Below are 16,740 nucleotides of genomic sequence, written 5' to 3' on the forward strand. Positions count from 1 at the left end.
GACCCTTAGCTGAGATTTGATCCGACCCGGAAGTTCGCATGAGTTCCCGCGACGACCTGCCGCCAGAGACCGATCCCTTGGCCGATGCTCCGGCCGAGACGCCCCACCATGGGCTGATGTTCCGGTTTCGCAACTATTTCCTGACCGGCCTCGTCGTAGCCGGACCCGTCGCCATCACGCTCTACATCACGTGGTGGTTCGTGACCTGGGTGGACGGGCTGGTCCGGCCGTTCGTGCCTCTGGTCTATCGTCCGGAAACCTATCTGCCGTTCGGCGTGCCCGGCTCCGGCCTGATCGTGGCCGTGATCGGACTGACGCTGCTCGGCTTCCTGACGGCCAACCTGATCGGCCGCACCCTGGTCGACCTCGGCGAGCGGCTGCTCGGCCGCATCCCGGCGGTGCGGGCGATCTATCGCGGCCTCAAGCAGGTGTTCGAGACGCTGTTCTCGGGCAAGGGCTCGAGCCTGCGCCGTGTCGGCCTGGTCGAGTTTCCGTCGCCGGGCATGTGGTCGATCGTCCTGATCTCGCAGCCGCCGAGCACGGAGATTGCGAGCCGGCTGCCCGGTGACGACGAGCAGATCTCAGTGTTCTTGCCGTGCGCGCCGAACCCCACCACGGGCTTCTTCTTCTATCTGCCGCGGAGCAAGATCATCGAGGTCGACATGAGCGCCGAGGACGCGGCGACGTTGATCATGTCATGCGGCGTGGTGCAGCCGGGATCCGACCAGCAGAAAAAGGTCGCGGCGCTGGCCAACATGGCCAACACCGCGCGCCTCGCCAACGCACCCGCGCAGCCATCGCCGCATCGCGAGCCGGAGCCGGCCAAGGCGGACTAGGCTGAAAGGCCGATTGATGCGCATGGCCGGCCACCCGCGGAGGGGCTAGGCCGCATCCTGCGGAACGAACACGCGCAGGCGATGCCCGTCCGGATCGAGCGCGACGAACGTCGTTCCGAAATCCATCCGCGTCGGCGCTTGCGCGATCGAGAGTCCGCGCGCCTTCCAGTCGTCGTGCAGCCTCTGGACCTCGCCGGCATCGCCGACCGCGAACGCGACCTCGGCGAAGCCTGCTGCGCCCGTCGCTGTCGGCTCGACCGTGTGCCGCGACCACAAGCCCAGCATGACCCCCTCGCGCAGCGGCAGCATGGCGAACGTCGGCGATTGTTCGATCACGGGCCGGCCGAGCAGATCCGCATAGAAGGCCGCGCTCCTCGGCGGGTTGTCGACGTAGAGGATCAGGAAATTGAAGTCGGGCATCGTCGTTTCTCCGGTGGCGGCGCCGTCTGCAGCGCTTCAGCCACACGACTAGCCGAGCCCTCTGCCAGATTCTGTCAGCAGCCTTCGTGAGCATGGTCGCTGGCGGTCCGGTCCGCCCAGCGGGCAAACGTGCGCATCGCGGCGCTTTGCACTGCATGATGATGCGGGGAAAGCACAGCCACGGATGTCGTCGTTCCTACAACCAGCGGGCGGTGGTGTTTCGAATGGTCACCATGGAAACATCGGGCAAACAAAAGTAAGGCGTTGGGGAGGCGCGTAGGATGCCTGTGAGTAGGACGACATTGTTGTGCGCGGTCGCGCTGTCCGCGGCGTCCCTGCAACTGACGGGGCCGGCAGCAGCCCAGACCACCTATACGCGCATTCAGGCATTTGGCGACAGCTACGCCGACACGGGCAATCTCTGGACCTTCACCGGCGGCGCCGGCAAGCTGCCGCTCTATCCCACCGGCCGCTTCAGCGGCGGCACGAATTTCGTCGACACGACCTCGGCGCTGCTCGGCATTCCCCAGCTCAACTACGCGATCGGCGGCGCCATGGCGGGCAATACCAACGTGGTGGCGCCCGGCATTCCCGGCTTCTTCCAGGAATGGAGCGGACTGACGGGCTTCTCCGGCAGGATCTCGTCGACCGACCTGGTCGAAATCTCGGTCGGCGGCAACGATGCGCGGGCCTATTACCGCGCCGGCGGCTCGCTCGCTGGCGCGCCGACGGCCGCGGCCGTCACGGCCCAGCAGGCCATGGCCGGCATCAACGCGCTGGTCGGGGACGGCGCGCGCAGCATCGTGTTCACGGCCGGCGATGTCAGCACCTTGCCGGAGGCCGTCGGCAACGCCAATGCCCCGGCCGGCAAGGCCTACAGCACGACCTATAACAGCCTGATGCAGCAGTCGCTCGCAGGCGTCGCGCGTTCGGGCGTACGTGTCGAGTATGTCGACACCGGACTGGTGGGGACGCTAATCCAGGCCAATCCACAGCGCTATGGCTTCACCAATGTCGGCGCCTGTCCGGTGGCGTGCATCGGCAATCCGGCGCTGCAGAGCCAGTATCTGTTCTATGTCGACGGCGTGCACCTGACCTCGCACGGCTTCGAGGTGCTGGGCCAGTACATCGTCAACCGCCTCAACGCGCCGCTGACCTTCGCGCCGCAGGGCGAGGTGGCATCGATCACGGCGATGGGGTTTGCCTCGACGCTGTTCGGCAAGCTGGATCAGTTCCGCGAGACCACCGGCTTCGCGCCGTCGACGATGAATTCCTTTGCCGCGGTGACGAAGGCGCCTTACGCCAAGTCCCCTTACACCAAGGCGCCGCCGCTGGCGCCGGTCAGCCCATGGTCGTTCTACATGCAGGGCAATGGCGGCGTGAGCGACCGCCAGGGCAGCGCCGCCTCGAACGGCTTCAATCTCGACAGCATCGGCGGCACAATTGGCGTCGAGTACCGGCTGTCGGCGAACGCCATGATCGGTACCGCCTTCGACTATTCCAATCCGAAGGCGAGGCTGTTCAACAGCGCCGGCACCACGGATGCCAACTCCTATCAGTTCGGCCTCTACGGCGCCTGGGCCAGCAGCAACCTGTTTGCCGAGGGCCTGGCGACGATCGGCCGTCAGGACTATCACAACACGCGGCCGGGCGTGGTCGACACCATCACCTCCAGTCCCGGCGGCACCACCTTCGTCGCGGCCGGCAAGGCCGGTTACCTGTTCGATGCAGGCACGGCGAAGCTCGGACCGATCGGCGGGCTGACCTATGCCCGCGCCCGTGTCGACGGCTACACCGAGACCGGCGATCCTGCGCTGACGCTCGCGGTCGGCTCGCAGACCGCCGAGACCCTGATCGGCAGCGTCGGCGTGCAGCTGCGCACGCCGTTCCAGGTGCAGGGCAACGTCATCAATCCGTACCTGAACCTGACCCTCGATGACGACATCATCGGCAACGGCCGCCTGATTCAGTACAACGCGACCTCGGCGCCCGTCATCGTCAACAACTGGACGGTTCCGAACGGCACCTCGCACAACGTCTACGGCCGGGTGAGCGCCGGCGTCGTGGCGCCGTTCTGGAGCAATGTGGCGCTGACGGTGAACGTGTCGCGCACGATCGGACGCACGGGAGGAGACGATTTCTTCGGCAGCGGAGGCTTGAAGATCGCGTTCTGAGGGTCTGCCGCGGCAGCCAGCGTTCTCGGGGGCTCTGAGGGGGCGCTGGCGTTGCGGCCAAGGCGAGGGCAGCCCGGAAGGGCTGCCCTTCGTTTTCGTGCCTTCAGTTTTGTCATGGGGTGGGCATAGTTTTAGAGACCATCGTTGGAATCGGAGCGTCATCATGCCTCCCAGCATTGCCGTCATCGCGCCCGGCGCCATGGGCAGCGCCATCGCCGCCCGTCTCGTGGAGCACGGCTGCAAGGTTCTGACTTCGCTCGAGGAGCGCAGCGCGGCGACGCGGGCGAGGGCGGCCGCATCCGGCATGGTCGGCGCCAGCGACGCCGAGATCGCCAATGCCGACATTATCCTGTCGATCGTGCCGCCGGGCGAGGCTGTGGCGCTGGCGGAGCAACTCGCGACGGTCATCAACCGGAATTCGAAGAAGCCCATCATCGTCGACTGCAACGCCGTCAACGTCGACACCATCCGGACCATCGAGGACATCGTGCTGTCCTCGGGCGCGCGCCTGGTCGATGCCGCCATCATCGGTCTGCCGCCGAAGCCGGGCACGAAGGGACCGGCGTTGTATGTGAGCGGCGAGGCGGCCGTTGATGTCGCCGCGCTGGGCCAACTCGGGCTCGATCTGCGCCGGATCGAAGGGCCGATCGGCGCGGCTTCGGCGCTGAAGATGTCCTATGCGGGCATCAACAAGGGCCTGACGGGGCTCGGCGCCGCGATGGTGCTGGCCGCCACCCGCGCCGGCGCCGCCGACGCGCTGCGCGACGAGTTGGCGCTGAGCCTGCCGCACGTCCAGGCGCGGCTTGCCAATGCGCTGCCGGACATGCTGCCGAAGGCCTATCGCTGGGTCGCCGAAATGCGCGAGATCGCGGGCTTCCTGGGTGATGACCATCCGGCCGCGCTGATCTACGAAGGCTTCGCCCGTCTGTTCGAGCACATCGCGACGGACGTGCAGGGGCAGGGCACCGATGCGGCGCAGCTGGTGGCGTTCGCCGAGAGCTGCAAGGTGAATAAGCCGGCGTCATAGACTCGTAGGGTGGGCAAAGGCGCACCGCGCAACGCGCGGTGTGACGTGCCCACCGTTGTTCTTTACGACCATCGACATGGTGGGCACGCGCCGCCTTTGGCGTCGCTTTGCCCACCCTACGACATGTCAGCCCGCCGTCAGCAGCGGGATCGCCTCGTCGCGTTCGTAGAGATAGAGCAGGCAGCGCAGCGCGTCGCTGCGCGGGCCCTTCAACTTCGGGTCCTCTTTCAGGATGCGCAGCGCCTCGTCGCGCGCCTGGGTGATCAGTTGGGCATGCACCTCGGGACGGGCGATGCGATAGCCGGGCAGGCCACTCTGGCGGATGCCGAGCACGTCGCCTTCGCCGCGCAGCTTGAGGTCCTCCTCGGCGATGCGGAAGCCATCGGTGGTCTCGCGGATCACCGCGAGCCGCGCCTTCGACATCTGCCCCAGCGGCTCGTGATAGAGCAGGATGCAAGTCGACGCTTCCGAGCCGCGGCCGATACGGCCGCGCAACTGGTGCAGCTGGGCGAGGCCGAAGCGCTCGGCATTCTCGATCACCATGATGCTGGCGGCCGGCACGTCGACGCCGACCTCGACCACGGTGGTCGCAACCAGCAGCCGCAGCTCATGGGCCGCGAACCGGCCCATGACGTCGTCCTTCTCGCTGCCCTTCATCTTGCCGTGGACGAGGCCGACCTTGGCACCGAAGCGCTCGCGCAGGCTCTCGAAGCGATCCGTCGCATTGGTGAGATGATCGACGCCCTCGGCCTCGGATTCCTCGACCAGCGGGCAGATCCAGTACACCAGCTTGCCGGCATCGAGCGCGCGGCCGACGGCATCGATGACCTCGCCGAGCCTGGTGTCGGCGACCGCACGGGTGTCGATCGGCTGCCGGCCGGCCGGCTTCTCGCGCAGCTCGGAGATGTCCATGTCGCCGAAATAGGTCAGCACGAGGGTGCGCGGGATCGGCGTCGCCGACAGCACGAGCACGTCGACGGCCTCGCCCTTCGAGGTCAGCGCCAGCCGCTCGCGCACGCCGAAGCGATGCTGCTCGTCGACGATGGCGAGCGCCAGCGACTTGAAGACCACGTCGTCCTGGATCAGCGCGTGGGTGCCGACCAGCAGGTCGATTTCGCCGGCCTCCAGACGCGCAAGAATGTCGCGACGCTCCTTGCCTTTCTCGCGCCCCGTGAGAATGGCCACGTTCATCCCAGCGCGCTCGGCGAGCGGCGTGATGGTCTTGGCATGCTGGCGCGCCAGAATCTCGGTCGGGGCCATCAGGGCCGCCTGCTTGCCGGCCTCGGCGACGGCGGCTGCCGCCAGCAGCGCCACCACCGTCTTGCCGGAGCCGACATCGCCCTGCAGCAGCCGCAGCATCCGCACCGGCTTTTCGAGATCGGCGGCGATCGCTTCGATCGCCTTGGCTTGCGAGTTCGTCAGCGCATAGGGCAGGGCGTCGATGATCTTGCGGCGCAGCCGGCCATCGCCGGCATGACGGTTGCCCGCGGGCCGGCGCAGTTGCGCCCGCACCAGTGCCAGTGCCAGTTGGCCGGCGAGCAGCTCATCGAACGCGAGCCGCGACCAGAACCGGTTTTCCGGCAGGATGTCCGTCAGCTCCTGCGGCACATGCACCCGCGTCAGCGCCTCCTTCAAGGGCGGGAAGCCGCAGCGGCTGAGCACCTCCGGACTGATCCATTCCGGCAGTTCGGGCAGCTTGGTCAGCGCCGCGGCGATCGCGCGCCGCAACGATCCGAGCGCGAGGCCTTCCGTCAGCGGATAGACCGGATCGATGCCGGAGAGTTTTGCAAACCCCGCTTCATCCAGGATGCGGTCGGGGTGCACGATCTGCGGCACGCCGTCATACATCTGCACGGTGCCGGAGACATAGCGCTTGGCGCCGACCGGCAGCACCTTCTCGATGTAGTCGCCCTTGGGACGGAAGAAGGTCAGCACGACGTCGCCGGTCTCGTCGCTGGCGTAAACGAGGTACGGCGCGCGGGCGTTGCGCGAGGGACGGTGGCGATCGACCGTGACTTCGAGCGTCACCACGGTTCCGACCGCGACGTCGCGCACCTTGGGCCGGTTGCGGCGGTCGATCACGCTGGCCGGCAGATGCAGGAGCAGGTCGACCAGGCGAGGCGTCTCGCTGCAGCCGAGCAGGTAGCGCAGCAGCTTGTCCTGCTTCGGCCCGACACCCGACAGGGTGGTGACCGGCGCGAACAGGGGATTGAGAACGCTTGGGCGCATGGACCGAACACTTAAAGCGGTTTGAGAGCCGGAATAGCCGCGAATGCCAAGACATCCACGTCTTTTTCTCAGGTTTCAGGTGCCGGGCATGCCGGTTCTGCAGCCTGGGAGGGCTGACAGGAGCGCTGCGTGCCGCTATATCGAACCGCGCCCGGCACCGTCCGGGCTTTTGGCGTTGTCCTGCAGGAATATCGCGATGACCGGAACGACCCGATCGAGCCAAGGCCTAGACGACCGTCGCAAGCGGCTCCTGTTCCGCTGCTGGCATCGCGGCACCCGTGAGATGGACCTGATCCTCGGCCGCTTCGCCGATGCCGAGATCGGGAGCCTCTCCGAGAGCGAGCTGGCCGAGCTCGAACAGCTTCTGGAAGTTCCGGACCCGGATTTCTATGCCGCGGTGACCGGCGCCCGGCCGCTGCCGCCGGAGCAGACCCCGGCATTGTTCGAGCGCATCAAGGCGTTCCGCGCGGTGGACGCCGATTGATGAAGAGCCCGGTCAAGTCGCCAGCCGAGCATCTCGCGCCGGGGCGCGCGCTGACGCTCGCCAATGTCGCCGAGGGCGCCGAAGGCCTGGTCGTCTCCGATCTCGCGCGGGCGGTCGCGGCCAAGCCGAAGCCGCCGGCGGTGAGCCTCGCCGTGGTCTGTCGCGACGGCAATCGGATGCAGCAGCTGGCGCGGGCGCTCGACTTCTTCGCGCCGGATCTGCCGGTGATGCAGTTCCCGGCCTGGGACTGCCAGCCTTACGATCGCGTCTCGCCGCATGGCGGTATTCTCGCCCAGCGCGTCACCACCCTGGCGCGGCTGTCGCGCCTCGCCGGCAGCGACAAGCCGCTGATCGTGCTGACCACCGTCAACGCCATCGTGCAGCGCGTGCCGGCGCGCGACACCATGGCCGGGCAGGCGCTGTCGGTCGCGCCCGGCCATGTCGTGCCGATGGACTCCGTCGTCGCCTGGCTCGAGCATAACGGCTATCACCGCTCGTCGACCGTGCGCGAGAGCGGCGAATATGCGGTGCGCGGCGGCATTCTCGACCTGTTTCCCGCCGGCCTCGACCAGCCGGTGCGCTTCGACTTTTTCGGCGACAGCCTGGAATCGATCCGCACCTTCGACGCCGAGACGCAGCGCACCTTGCTCGACATGCGCTCGCTCGACCTCGTGCCCGTTTCCGAATTCCAGCTCGTCACCGACACCATCCGCCGCTTCCGCATGGGCTATGTCGCCGAGTTCGGCGCGCCGGAGCGCGATGACGCGCTGTACGAGGCCGTCAGCGAAGGCCGCCGCTATCCCGGCATGGAGCACTGGCTGCCGCTGTTCCACGACAAGATGGAGACATTGTTCGACTATCTGCCGAACACGCCCATCGTGATCGAGCCGCAGGGCGAGGATGCCGCGCGCGAGCGCTTCAAGCAGATCATCGACTATTACGACGCGCGCCGCGAGGCAATGGAGCATCCCGGCGGCGGTGCGATCTACAAGCCGCTGACGGTCGACCGGCTGTATCTGACGTCGTCGGAGTGGGCTGAACGGCTCGCCGCCGTCCCGCTGGCGCGTGTCACTCCGTTCGCGGTGCCGGAGAGCACCGGCGTCGTCGACATCGGCGCGCGGCAGGGCCGCAACTTCGCGCCCGAGCGCAACGATTCCGCCGTCAACGTATTCGAGGCAGTTGTCGCCCACGTGCAGGCATTACAATCGGTGCGCAAGAAGGTCGTGATCACGCTGTGGAGCGAAGGCTCGCGCGACCGCATGGCCAGCATGCTGAAGGACCACAAGCTGATCCACGTCACCAGCGTCAACACCTGGCGCGTGGTGCAGGCGACGCCGCGCAACGAGACCATGCTCGCGGTGCTCGGTCTCGAGACCGGCTTCGAGACCGACCAGATCGCCGTCATCTCCGAGCAGGACATTCTCGGCGACCGCCTGGTGCGGCCGCGCCGGGCGAGCCGCAAGCTCGACAACTTCATCTCGGAGGTGACGAGCCTCGCGATCGGCGACATCGTGGTCCATGTCGATCACGGCATCGGCCGTTTCGTCGGGCTGCAGACGCTCGAGGTCGCCGGCGCGCCGCATGACTGTCTCGAACTGCGCTATGCCGGCGAGACCAAGCTGTATCTGCCGGTCGAGAACATCGAGCTGTTGTCGCGCTACGGCTCCGACCAGACCAACGTCGAGCTCGACAAGCTCGGCGGCTCCGGCTGGCAGACGCGCAAGGCCAAGCTGAAGAACCGCATTCGCGAGATGGCCGGTGAGCTGATCAAGATCGCCGCCGAGCGCATGCTGCACGAGGCGCCGAAGCTGCCGGTGCAGGTCGGCCTCTATGACGAGTTCTGCGCCCGCTTCCCCTATGACGAGACCGAGGACCAGCTCGCCGCGATCCAGGCGACGCTCGCCGATCTCGAAGCGGGACGTCCGATGGACCGGCTGGTCTGCGGCGACGTCGGCTTCGGCAAGACCGAGGTGGCGCTGCGCGCCGCCTTTGCCGTCGCGCTCGACGGCAAGCAGGTCGCAGTCGTCGTGCCGACCACGCTGCTCGCGCGCCAGCATGCAAAGACTTTCGCTGAGCGCTTCAAGGGTTTTCCGGTCAACGTCGCACAGGCGTCGCGGCTGGTCAGCACCAAGGATCTCAATCAGGTCAAGAAGGGCCTCGCCGACGGCTCGGTCGACATCGTCGTCGGCACCCATGCGCTGCTCGGCAAGGCGATCAAGTTCCGCGATCTCGGCCTCGTCATCGTCGACGAGGAGCAGCATTTCGGCGTCAGCCACAAGGAGCGGCTGAAGCAGCTGCGCGCCGAGGTGCATGTGCTGACCCTGTCGGCGACGCCGATCCCGCGCACCTTGCAGCTCGCACTCACCGGCGTGCGCGAGCTGTCGATCATCGCCTCGCCGCCAGTCGATCGTCTCGCCGTTCGCACCTTCGTCGCGCCGCACGACCCCGTGATGATCCGCGAGGCCCTGCTGCGTGAGCGCTATCGCGGCGGTCAGGCGTTCTACGTCGTGCCGCGCATCGACGATCTCGCCGAGGTCAAGGAGTTCCTCGACAAGACCGTGCCGGAGATGAAGGTCGCCGTCGCGCACGGCCAGATGGCGCCGACCGTGATCGAGGACATCATCGGGGCGTTCTACGACGGCAAGTTCGACATCCTGCTGTCGACCACGATCGTCGAATCCGGCCTCGACATTCCCCGCGCCAACACGCTGATCGTGCACCGTGCCGACATGTTCGGCCTTGCCCAGCTCTATCAGCTGCGCGGCCGCGTCGGCCGCTCCAAGCTGCGCGCTTATGCGCTGTTCACCCTGCCGTCGACGCACAAGATCAGCCCACTGGCCGAAAAGCGCCTGGGCGTGCTGCAGTCGCTGGAGACGCTGGGGGCCGGCTTCCAGCTCGCCAGCCACGACCTCGACATCCGAGGCGCCGGCAACCTCCTCGGCGACGAGCAGTCCGGCCACATCAGGGAGGTCGGCTTCGAGCTCTATCAGTCGATGCTGGAGGAGGCGATCGAGAACCTCAAGGCGGGCATCACCGAGCCGACCGTCGACCGCTGGTCGCCCCAGATCACCATCGGCATGCCCGTGCTGATCCCCGAGGACTACGTCTCCGACCTCTCGGTGCGACTGTCGCTGTACCGTCGGCTCGCCGATCTCGAGACCGACGACGAGATCGACAACTTCGCGGCCGAGCTGCGCGACCGCTTCGGCAAGCTGCCGGACGAGACGCGCTATCTGTTCAAGGTCGCCGCGATCAAGAACTACTGTCGCAGGGCCAATGTCGAGAAGGTCGATGCCGGCCCGAAGGGCGCGGTCATCGCCTTCCGCGACAACAGCTTCGCCTATCCCGATCGTCTCGTCGCCTTCATCAAGCGCCACGGCCAGGCCGCCAAGGTGCGCCCCGACATGAAGGTCGTGTTCCTGCAGGTCTGGGAGACGCCCGAGGAGCGGCTCGCCGGCACCACCGATATCCTGAAGGAACTCGCCGACCTCGCGGAGAAGAAGAAAGCGGCGTAGCAGAATGGAGCGTTAGCGAAGCATCCAGCCGAAATGCAACGCAAGGCTGGCGATCGTGAAGACTGAGACGATCGCGATCACGCTGATCCAGTCGGTCTGATCGCGAGATTGTCTGTTCTGCATCGCAACGCTCCGCTTCACAAGACGCCACACGCCCCGTCCGATGATCAGATCAGACGAGTGAGGCGAATGCGCGATCTGAAGATGTACGTGTTTGGTTGAGATCGTGGCCAAGCCGACGTTCCGTCATTGCGAGCGAAGCGGAGCAATCCAGAAGCCACGCCAGAATTCTGGATTGCTTCGTCGCTTTGCTCCTCGTGACCTGCCCCTAAGAATTTCCTCCAGAAGGATTTAGAGTCCGGCCTGACGACGGACGGACAGATGAAGCGTAAACGGTTCACGGAAGAGCAGACCATCGCGGTTTTGAAAGAGCACGAGGCCGGCGCGAAGACGGCTGATCTTGCCCGCAAGCACGGGATCTCGGAGGCGACGTTCTACAATTGGAAGACCAAGTTTGGCGGTATGGACGTGTCCAGTTCGCCCCAGGACAGCGCTTCCGTATCCTCAACATCGTCGACGACGTCACCAAGGAGAGCCTGGGGGCGATCGCTGACACCTCGATCTCGGGCCGGCGGGTGGCGCGGGAGCTGACCACTATCGTCGCCCGACGCGGCAAGCCGGGTTCGATCGTCTCGGACAACGGCACCGAGTTCACCTGCAATGCGATGCTGGCCTGGTGCAAGGACAACGCCATCGACTGGCACTTCATCGCGCCCGGCAAGCCGATCCAGAACGCCTTTTGTCGAGAGCTTCAACGGCCGGATGCGCGACGAGTTCTTGAACGAAACGCTGTTCTTCGGCCTCGACGACACGCGGCGCAAGCTCGCCGCCTGGGTCACGGACTACAACGGCGAGCGGCCGCACTCTTCACTGAAATACCAGACCCCTGCGGCCTATGCCGCCAACCTCCCCGCAACGGGCGATCGGCGGCGCAACCCCGACCAGCTCCGCCAATCGCCGTTGCTGCACCCGCGCCACTCGGCTTAAAACCCAACAGGACTCTAAATGCTCCTGGATGAAACTTCGGTGGCAGGTCAGTTGCAGAACACGGCGGGCCTGCGATGCTCGCCCGTATCGGCCTCATGCGAGCGCTAGCTAAGTCCGGCTCGAACGCGTGTGCAACCTTGAGATGGTCGCACGAGTCCCTAAAGAGGATTAATGTTTCGCAGATCTTCATTAAGAAGATCAAAGGTCAGTTGTGGGGGGCGATCCAACTGCCTGGTCCAGGCATCGACGATGTCCGATCCACGATCACTATCGCCGGAGATAAATTTCCGCCGAGGCATTAGCTATGCCAGCGGTCTGGTCGCAATTGGACTGATCTATTTCGCCCTGGCAAAAGGTGGCCTTGCTCTCGCCTCTATTCATCCCAGTGCAACGCCAATTTGGCCACCGACAGGTGTCGCGCTGGCGGCGGTGCTGTTGTGGGGATATCGGACTTGGCCCGCAATTTTCACGGCGGCGGTGATCGCCAATGCGGCGACCGCCGGCTCGGTTGCCACCGCAATTGCGATTGCGACCGGTAACTCTCTTGAAGCCGTTGTTGGCGTTTACCTCATCAATCGATGGTCGAGCGGATGTAATACGTTTTCGACGCCAAATTCTGTCGGGAAGTTTACCCTGATTTGCCTCGTGATCGCGACACCGATCAGCGCCACCATTGGACTGTCCAGCCTGGCAACCGCCGGGTACATCGAACGGACGAATTTCGCAAACGCCTGGGTCACTTGGTGGCTGGGAGATGTGACCGGCGCGCTGGTCATTGCCCCCGTTATCGTGCTTTGGGCATCAAGCCCCTTCCATGCTTTCAACCGCAAGGAATTTTTGGAGACGGTCGGCGTCCTCGCAACAGCGGCGGCTGTTGGACTCATTGCTTTCAGCCCCCTGATCGAGCAAACGCCGAGCCGAAATCCACTGGGTTTTCTTGCGATCCTGCCAATGTTGTGGGCGGCGCTGCGCCGCGGTCCACGTGACACTGCAACGGTTGCGCTGGTGCTTGCGGGGATCACGATTTGGGGGACGCTCACGGGCGGCGGCCCCTTCACGACCGTGGATCTCAACGTTTCATTCCTGCTGGTGTTGATGTTCTTGATCAGTATTACCGTTCCAAGTTTGTTACTGAGCGCCGACGTCGAGGTGCGCAAGAAAGCGGAGGAAAGTCTGCGCCACGCACACATGGAACTCGAACGGAAGGTCGCAGAACGTACGCAAGAGCTGGAGCTCGCCAATGCAGCAAAATCGCGTTTTCTTGCCATGGCAAGCCATGATTTGCGGCAGCCATTACATGCACTAGGCCTGTTCGTTGCGCAGCTGCGCACGCCGCTCAAATCGGGGGAAAGGACAAAGACGATCGAGCGGATCGATGCAACGCGCAAAGAAATGGATGAAATGTTCAACTCGCTCCTGGATATTTCCAGGCTCGATGCTGGAATCCTTACACCCAAAATTACCGAATTCCCGATCGCGCGCTTGTTGCAAACAATTGAGACTACGTTTGATCAGGCAACGCGAGAAAAAGGCTTGCGTCTACGCGTTCGGCGAAGTGATGCCTGGGTGCGGAGCGACGCCATGCTGCTCGAACGCATACTGCTCAATCTGGTATCCAATGCTGTGCGCTATACGTTACGGGGCGGGATCATCGTCGGATGTCGTCGGCGCGGTGAAATGTTGCGTATCGAAGTATGGGATAGCGGTCCCGGCATTCCTGAGGATCAGAAGCAGAAAATCTTTGGCGAGTTTTTTCAACTACCCGGCCCAGAACGGAACCGGTACGGCGGCCTGGGGCTCGGCCTGGCTATTGTCGACAGGCTTCGCGTACTTCTCAACCATCAAGTCGACTTAGCTTCGACTGTGGGCCGAGGTTCGCGATTCGCAATCCTGATTCCGATGGCCGACAAATGCGTCACGTCCACTGAGCCCGTCGACACACCTCGCCCCGCAGTCGTTGCGGTCGAAGGTAAGGTAATTCTTGTTATTGCCGATGCTCCAATTGTGCGAGAGGAGACGGGCGGATTGCTTGGCAAATGGGGATACTCCGTCCTTACCGCCGGATCCGACGAAGCTGCGCTTATCCGACTGGCTGAGTGCCAACAACGCCTCGATCTTATAATCTCGGATTATCATCTTGCGAGCGGAAAGACGGGGATCCGAGCAATTGAACAAATTAGTGCGGCGTTTGGCTCATCAATTCCAGCTATCCTCACCAGCGGCGATACGGCACCCGAACCATTACGTGACGCTAAGGATAGAGGGTACATTTTGCTGCACAAACCTGTCGACCCAATGCGGCTCCGCGCTGTCATGCAAGAGTTCTTGAGGGATCAAGACGATAGGAGAGACACCGGGGCGGCGTTATGAATCAGATTTCGGCGACAATTCCCAGCCCATTTTTCCTACTTCTATTACTGCCTCGGTGCGACTCGTTACATTGAGTGCCTTGAGAACGACCGTGATGTGGTTCTTCACTGTCGGCACGGCCATATCGAGGGTCTTGGCAATGATCTTGTTGCTTTTTCCCTTCATCAGGAGCGCCAGCACTTCAATCTGCCGATCGGTCAACCCGAGACCCTTGGGAGAGTCGCGCGCCGCTAGCTTATTTGTAAGCCGCGGAGACGTTGGTTCCTCAAGAATCTCCGAGGGAATGTAAATGCCGCCAGAAAACACCAACTTGATGGCGTTGAGCATGACCTCACGTTCGGTCGTTTTCGGGATGAAACCCAGAGCGCCTAGTTTGAAAGCGCGCTTGACTGTATCTTGATCATCCGAGGACGAGAGCATGACGATAGCAATGGTCGCATAGCGGTCACGCAGTTCGCGGAGCACAGAGAAGCCATCTCGATCAGGCAAATTGATATCAAGCAAAATGAGGCTGATGTCAGGATGTTCCTCGACTATGTGCACTGCCTCACGGCCGTTCGAAGCTTCAAAAATGACGGAGTCTCGCTTCAGTTGTTTCACGACAGCGTGCAACGCCTCGCGGATTAATGCATGATCGTCGACAATAAGAACTTTCATAAAAGCTCTCCGTCATCTCATTGCACGGAGATCCAACTTAAAAAACATACACCCACCTTCGGGTCTTTGGCGAGGAAGAAGCTGGCGGAAGACTGGCTCCCGATACCGTCCATCCACCATCATCCTTGGCCCAACCAGCGGTTCGCCGCCGCGCACTCAAGGTAGGAGCCGAATGCCGTTGTGTGGTGTAATTGTAGTCACCTCACGGTAGGAGCGTGAGTACGGACCACGAAAGTCGTGGGACTCAGAGTCTCCTTCGCCTGTGGGCAAAGGTGATTGATGCCGAGATCTGTACGGTACCTTGATCATAGGACCTAGGAACCTCTCTCTGTGGACCTCGGGCTGATTTACGCGCGGTGCCGTTTGAACGATGATCGTCAAACTCACGCGCCAGCAGGTTCTACCAAGCGCCGCCATATGATCGTTATCGTAATAGCTTTCGTGGCGGGGTCGGCGTGAAGCAGATCTAGATTGCGGCGTTGTCACGATCCGGCAGCGCGGCGGTGACTTTTTGTCAAATTCGGTCCCTCTTGAAGCGTGCTCGTACGCCGGACGGGGCAATCAGATGCATGATCGAACTGCCGACCTGAAGCCATCGGTAGGCGCGTTGCCGGAGCTGAAAGGCTACGGCCGCGATTTGCGCATTGATGCCTGCCGCGGCATCGCGCTCTGGTGCATCTTTCTTGATCATGTCCCCAACAACATCGGGAGCTGGCTGACGCTGCGGAACTACGGCTTCAGCGATGCCGCGGAAGTGTTCATGTTCGTGTCGGGCGTAACCTGCACGTTGGCCTACGGCAAGGCATGGCGCTGCGGGGGCTGGACCGGCGTGATCGGCCGGACGCTGTGGCGAAGCTGGGATATTTATGTCGCATTTCTGCTGCTCACGCTCGCCTGCGCCATCATGGTTCACCTCGCAGGCGGCGGCCATCTTGCCGACGAGAGCAATACGCGCATTCTGTTGGAACAGCCGGGCGTGACGCTCGCGCACGCGGCGATCCTGCAATACTGCCCCGTCAACACCGACGTCTTGCCGCTCTTCGTGCTTTATCACCTTTTGTTCGCGCCGCTGCTGTGGCTGCTGCTGCGAGCGCCGAACGCAACGCTCGGCGCGTCGCTGTTGCTTTACGCACTGGTGCACGTCTTCGGCTGGACCATCCCGGCATGGCCGAACGGCCACTGGGCCTTCAATCCGCTGGCGTGGCAGCTGCTGGTCGTGCTTGGCGTGTGGTGGATGATCGAAGACAAGAGAGCCCGGCCATGGGTGACCTCAGGCACCGCGCTTGTGGCTGCCGCTCTCTATCTGGTGTTCAGCCTCATCATCGCATTGAGCTGGAGCATCAAACCGCTGGAAGCGCTGGTCCCGCAGGCGCTGCTGACGCTGCTTTACCCGATGGACAAATCGAATCTCGATCCATTGCGACTGCTGCATTTCTTGGCCCTTGCGGTTTTGGTGGTATGGTTAGTGCCTCGCAATTGGCGAGGGCTGACGACGGCGGTGATGCGCGGCGCCATTCTCTGTGGCCAGAATTCGCTGCCAATCTACTGCCTCGGCGTTCTGCTGACGTTCGCCAGCCGCCTGGCGCTGCTCGGCATCTCGGAGGGGCTGACGATGCAGATCGCGCTCAGTGTTGGTGGCGTCCTGGTGATGATCGTGGCGGCGACGCTGCTGAACTTGATCAAGATCAAGCCGAGGCAGCAGCCGGACGCGGAGCCCGTCGAGCAGACAACCAGGTCTGAGCTGGTCGTCAATCTCAAGCCAGCCAAGGCGCTCGGCGTTGACATTCCGCCCACGTCGCCCGCCTCGGGCCGACGAGGTGGCCGAACAAAGATGCTGTTTGCTCCGGTGCGCGAGTCCGGCTGCGGCGCTGGTCCAGTGCCAGCAATGAGCACGCCTTCGGGCCACCAGCGAAAACTATGGGTCAGGTCGTGAATTAGATCACAAGGATCGTGGAGCCTGCCCTTTATTCTTCCGGCCATC

10 protein-coding genes and 1 pseudogene are annotated in these 16,740 nt (G+C 63.7%); 8 read left to right on the forward strand and 3 right to left on the reverse strand.

Annotated features, from left to right (window positions below; genetic code table 11):
- The first annotated feature begins 38 nt into the window (after positions 1 to 38).
- On the forward strand, positions 39 to 836 hold the full coding sequence (locus QX124_RS13310; protein WP_315737899.1) for a DUF502 domain-containing protein: 798 nt from the start codon (positions 39 to 41) through the stop codon (positions 834 to 836).
- A gap of 45 nt (positions 837 to 881) precedes the next feature.
- Here QX124_RS13310 and QX124_RS13315 read toward each other — a convergent pair whose 3' ends face one another.
- Positions 882 to 1,256 (reverse strand): VOC family protein, encoded by a 375-nt coding sequence (locus QX124_RS13315; protein ID WP_315757431.1) that lies wholly within the window; start codon positions 1,254 to 1,256, stop codon positions 882 to 884.
- 281 nt (positions 1,257 to 1,537) lie between these two features.
- Between QX124_RS13315 and QX124_RS13320 the strand changes: the two genes are divergently transcribed.
- Complete coding sequence (locus QX124_RS13320) at positions 1,538 to 3,430, forward strand: autotransporter domain-containing protein (protein ID WP_315797384.1); 1,893 nt, start codon at positions 1,538 to 1,540, stop codon at positions 3,428 to 3,430.
- Between the two features lie 163 nt (positions 3,431 to 3,593).
- Complete coding sequence (locus QX124_RS13325) at positions 3,594 to 4,457, forward strand: NAD(P)-dependent oxidoreductase (RefSeq protein WP_315774723.1); 864 nt, start codon at positions 3,594 to 3,596, stop codon at positions 4,455 to 4,457.
- A gap of 126 nt (positions 4,458 to 4,583) precedes the next feature.
- Here QX124_RS13325 and recG read toward each other — a convergent pair whose 3' ends face one another.
- Entirely contained in the window at positions 4,584 to 6,686 is a 2,103-nt protein-coding gene (recG, locus tag QX124_RS13330; RefSeq protein ID WP_315797385.1) for an ATP-dependent DNA helicase RecG, read from the reverse strand.
- Between the two features lie 196 nt (positions 6,687 to 6,882).
- On the opposite strand from recG, the gene QX124_RS13335 reads away from it, so the two are divergent.
- From QX124_RS13335 to QX124_RS13350, 4 genes and pseudogenes are all read left to right on the forward strand, one after another.
- Entirely contained in the window at positions 6,883 to 7,170 is a 288-nt protein-coding gene (locus tag QX124_RS13335; protein WP_315737904.1) for a succinate dehydrogenase assembly factor 2, read from the forward strand.
- Complete coding sequence (gene mfd, locus QX124_RS13340; protein ID WP_315797386.1) at positions 7,170 to 10,685, forward strand: transcription-repair coupling factor; 3,516 nt, start codon at positions 7,170 to 7,172, stop codon at positions 10,683 to 10,685. Before QX124_RS13335 ends, mfd begins: the two co-directional genes overlap by 1 nt.
- A gap of 381 nt (positions 10,686 to 11,066) precedes the next feature.
- Positions 11,067 to 11,732, forward strand: a pseudogene (locus tag QX124_RS13345) (integrase core domain-containing protein).
- A 249-nt stretch (positions 11,733 to 11,981) separates the two neighbouring features.
- Complete coding sequence (locus QX124_RS13350; RefSeq protein ID WP_315797387.1) at positions 11,982 to 14,102, forward strand: MASE1 domain-containing protein; 2,121 nt, start codon at positions 11,982 to 11,984, stop codon at positions 14,100 to 14,102.
- Here QX124_RS13350 and QX124_RS13355 read toward each other — a convergent pair.
- A complete protein-coding gene (locus QX124_RS13355; RefSeq protein WP_315797388.1) occupies positions 14,097 to 14,759 on the reverse strand; it encodes a response regulator transcription factor in 663 nt (220 codons plus the stop codon). The two genes, QX124_RS13350 and QX124_RS13355, sit on opposite strands and share 6 nt — an antisense overlap.
- Before the next feature lie 565 nt (positions 14,760 to 15,324).
- On the opposite strand from QX124_RS13355, the gene opgC reads away from it, so the two are divergent.
- A complete protein-coding gene (opgC, locus tag QX124_RS13360) occupies positions 15,325 to 16,692 on the forward strand; it encodes an OpgC domain-containing protein (RefSeq protein ID WP_315797389.1) in 1,368 nt (455 codons plus the stop codon).
- Positions 16,693 to 16,740: the final 48 nt, after the last annotated feature.

It is taken from the genome of Bradyrhizobium sp. SZCCHNRI3043 (assembly GCF_032377735.1).
Lineage (GTDB): Bacteria > Pseudomonadota > Alphaproteobacteria > Rhizobiales > Xanthobacteraceae > Bradyrhizobium.

Bases quoted from the DNA above. Each gene is read 5' to 3' on its own strand.
- QX124_RS13325 (WP_315774723.1), top strand. From the start codon at position 3,594: ATGCCTCCCAGCATTGCCGTCATCGCGCCCGGCGCCATGGGCAGCGCC.
- QX124_RS13310 (WP_315737899.1), top strand. From the start codon at position 39: ATGAGTTCCCGCGACGACCTGCCGCCAGAGACCGATCCCTTGGCCGAT.
- QX124_RS13355 (WP_315797388.1), bottom strand. From the start codon at position 14,759: ATGAAAGTTCTTATTGTCGACGATCATGCATTAATCCGCGAGGCGTTG.
- QX124_RS13315 (WP_315757431.1), bottom strand. From the start codon at position 1,256: ATGCCCGACTTCAATTTCCTGATCCTCTACGTCGACAACCCGCCGAGG.
- mfd (WP_315797386.1), top strand. From the start codon at position 7,170: ATGAAGAGCCCGGTCAAGTCGCCAGCCGAGCATCTCGCGCCGGGGCGC.
- QX124_RS13335 (WP_315737904.1), top strand. From the start codon at position 6,883: ATGACCGGAACGACCCGATCGAGCCAAGGCCTAGACGACCGTCGCAAG.
- QX124_RS13350 (WP_315797387.1), top strand. From the start codon at position 11,982: ATGTCCGATCCACGATCACTATCGCCGGAGATAAATTTCCGCCGAGGC.
- opgC (WP_315797389.1), top strand. From the start codon at position 15,325: ATGCATGATCGAACTGCCGACCTGAAGCCATCGGTAGGCGCGTTGCCG.
- recG (WP_315797385.1), bottom strand. From the start codon at position 6,686: ATGCGCCCAAGCGTTCTCAATCCCCTGTTCGCGCCGGTCACCACCCTG.
- QX124_RS13320 (WP_315797384.1), top strand. From the start codon at position 1,538: ATGCCTGTGAGTAGGACGACATTGTTGTGCGCGGTCGCGCTGTCCGCG.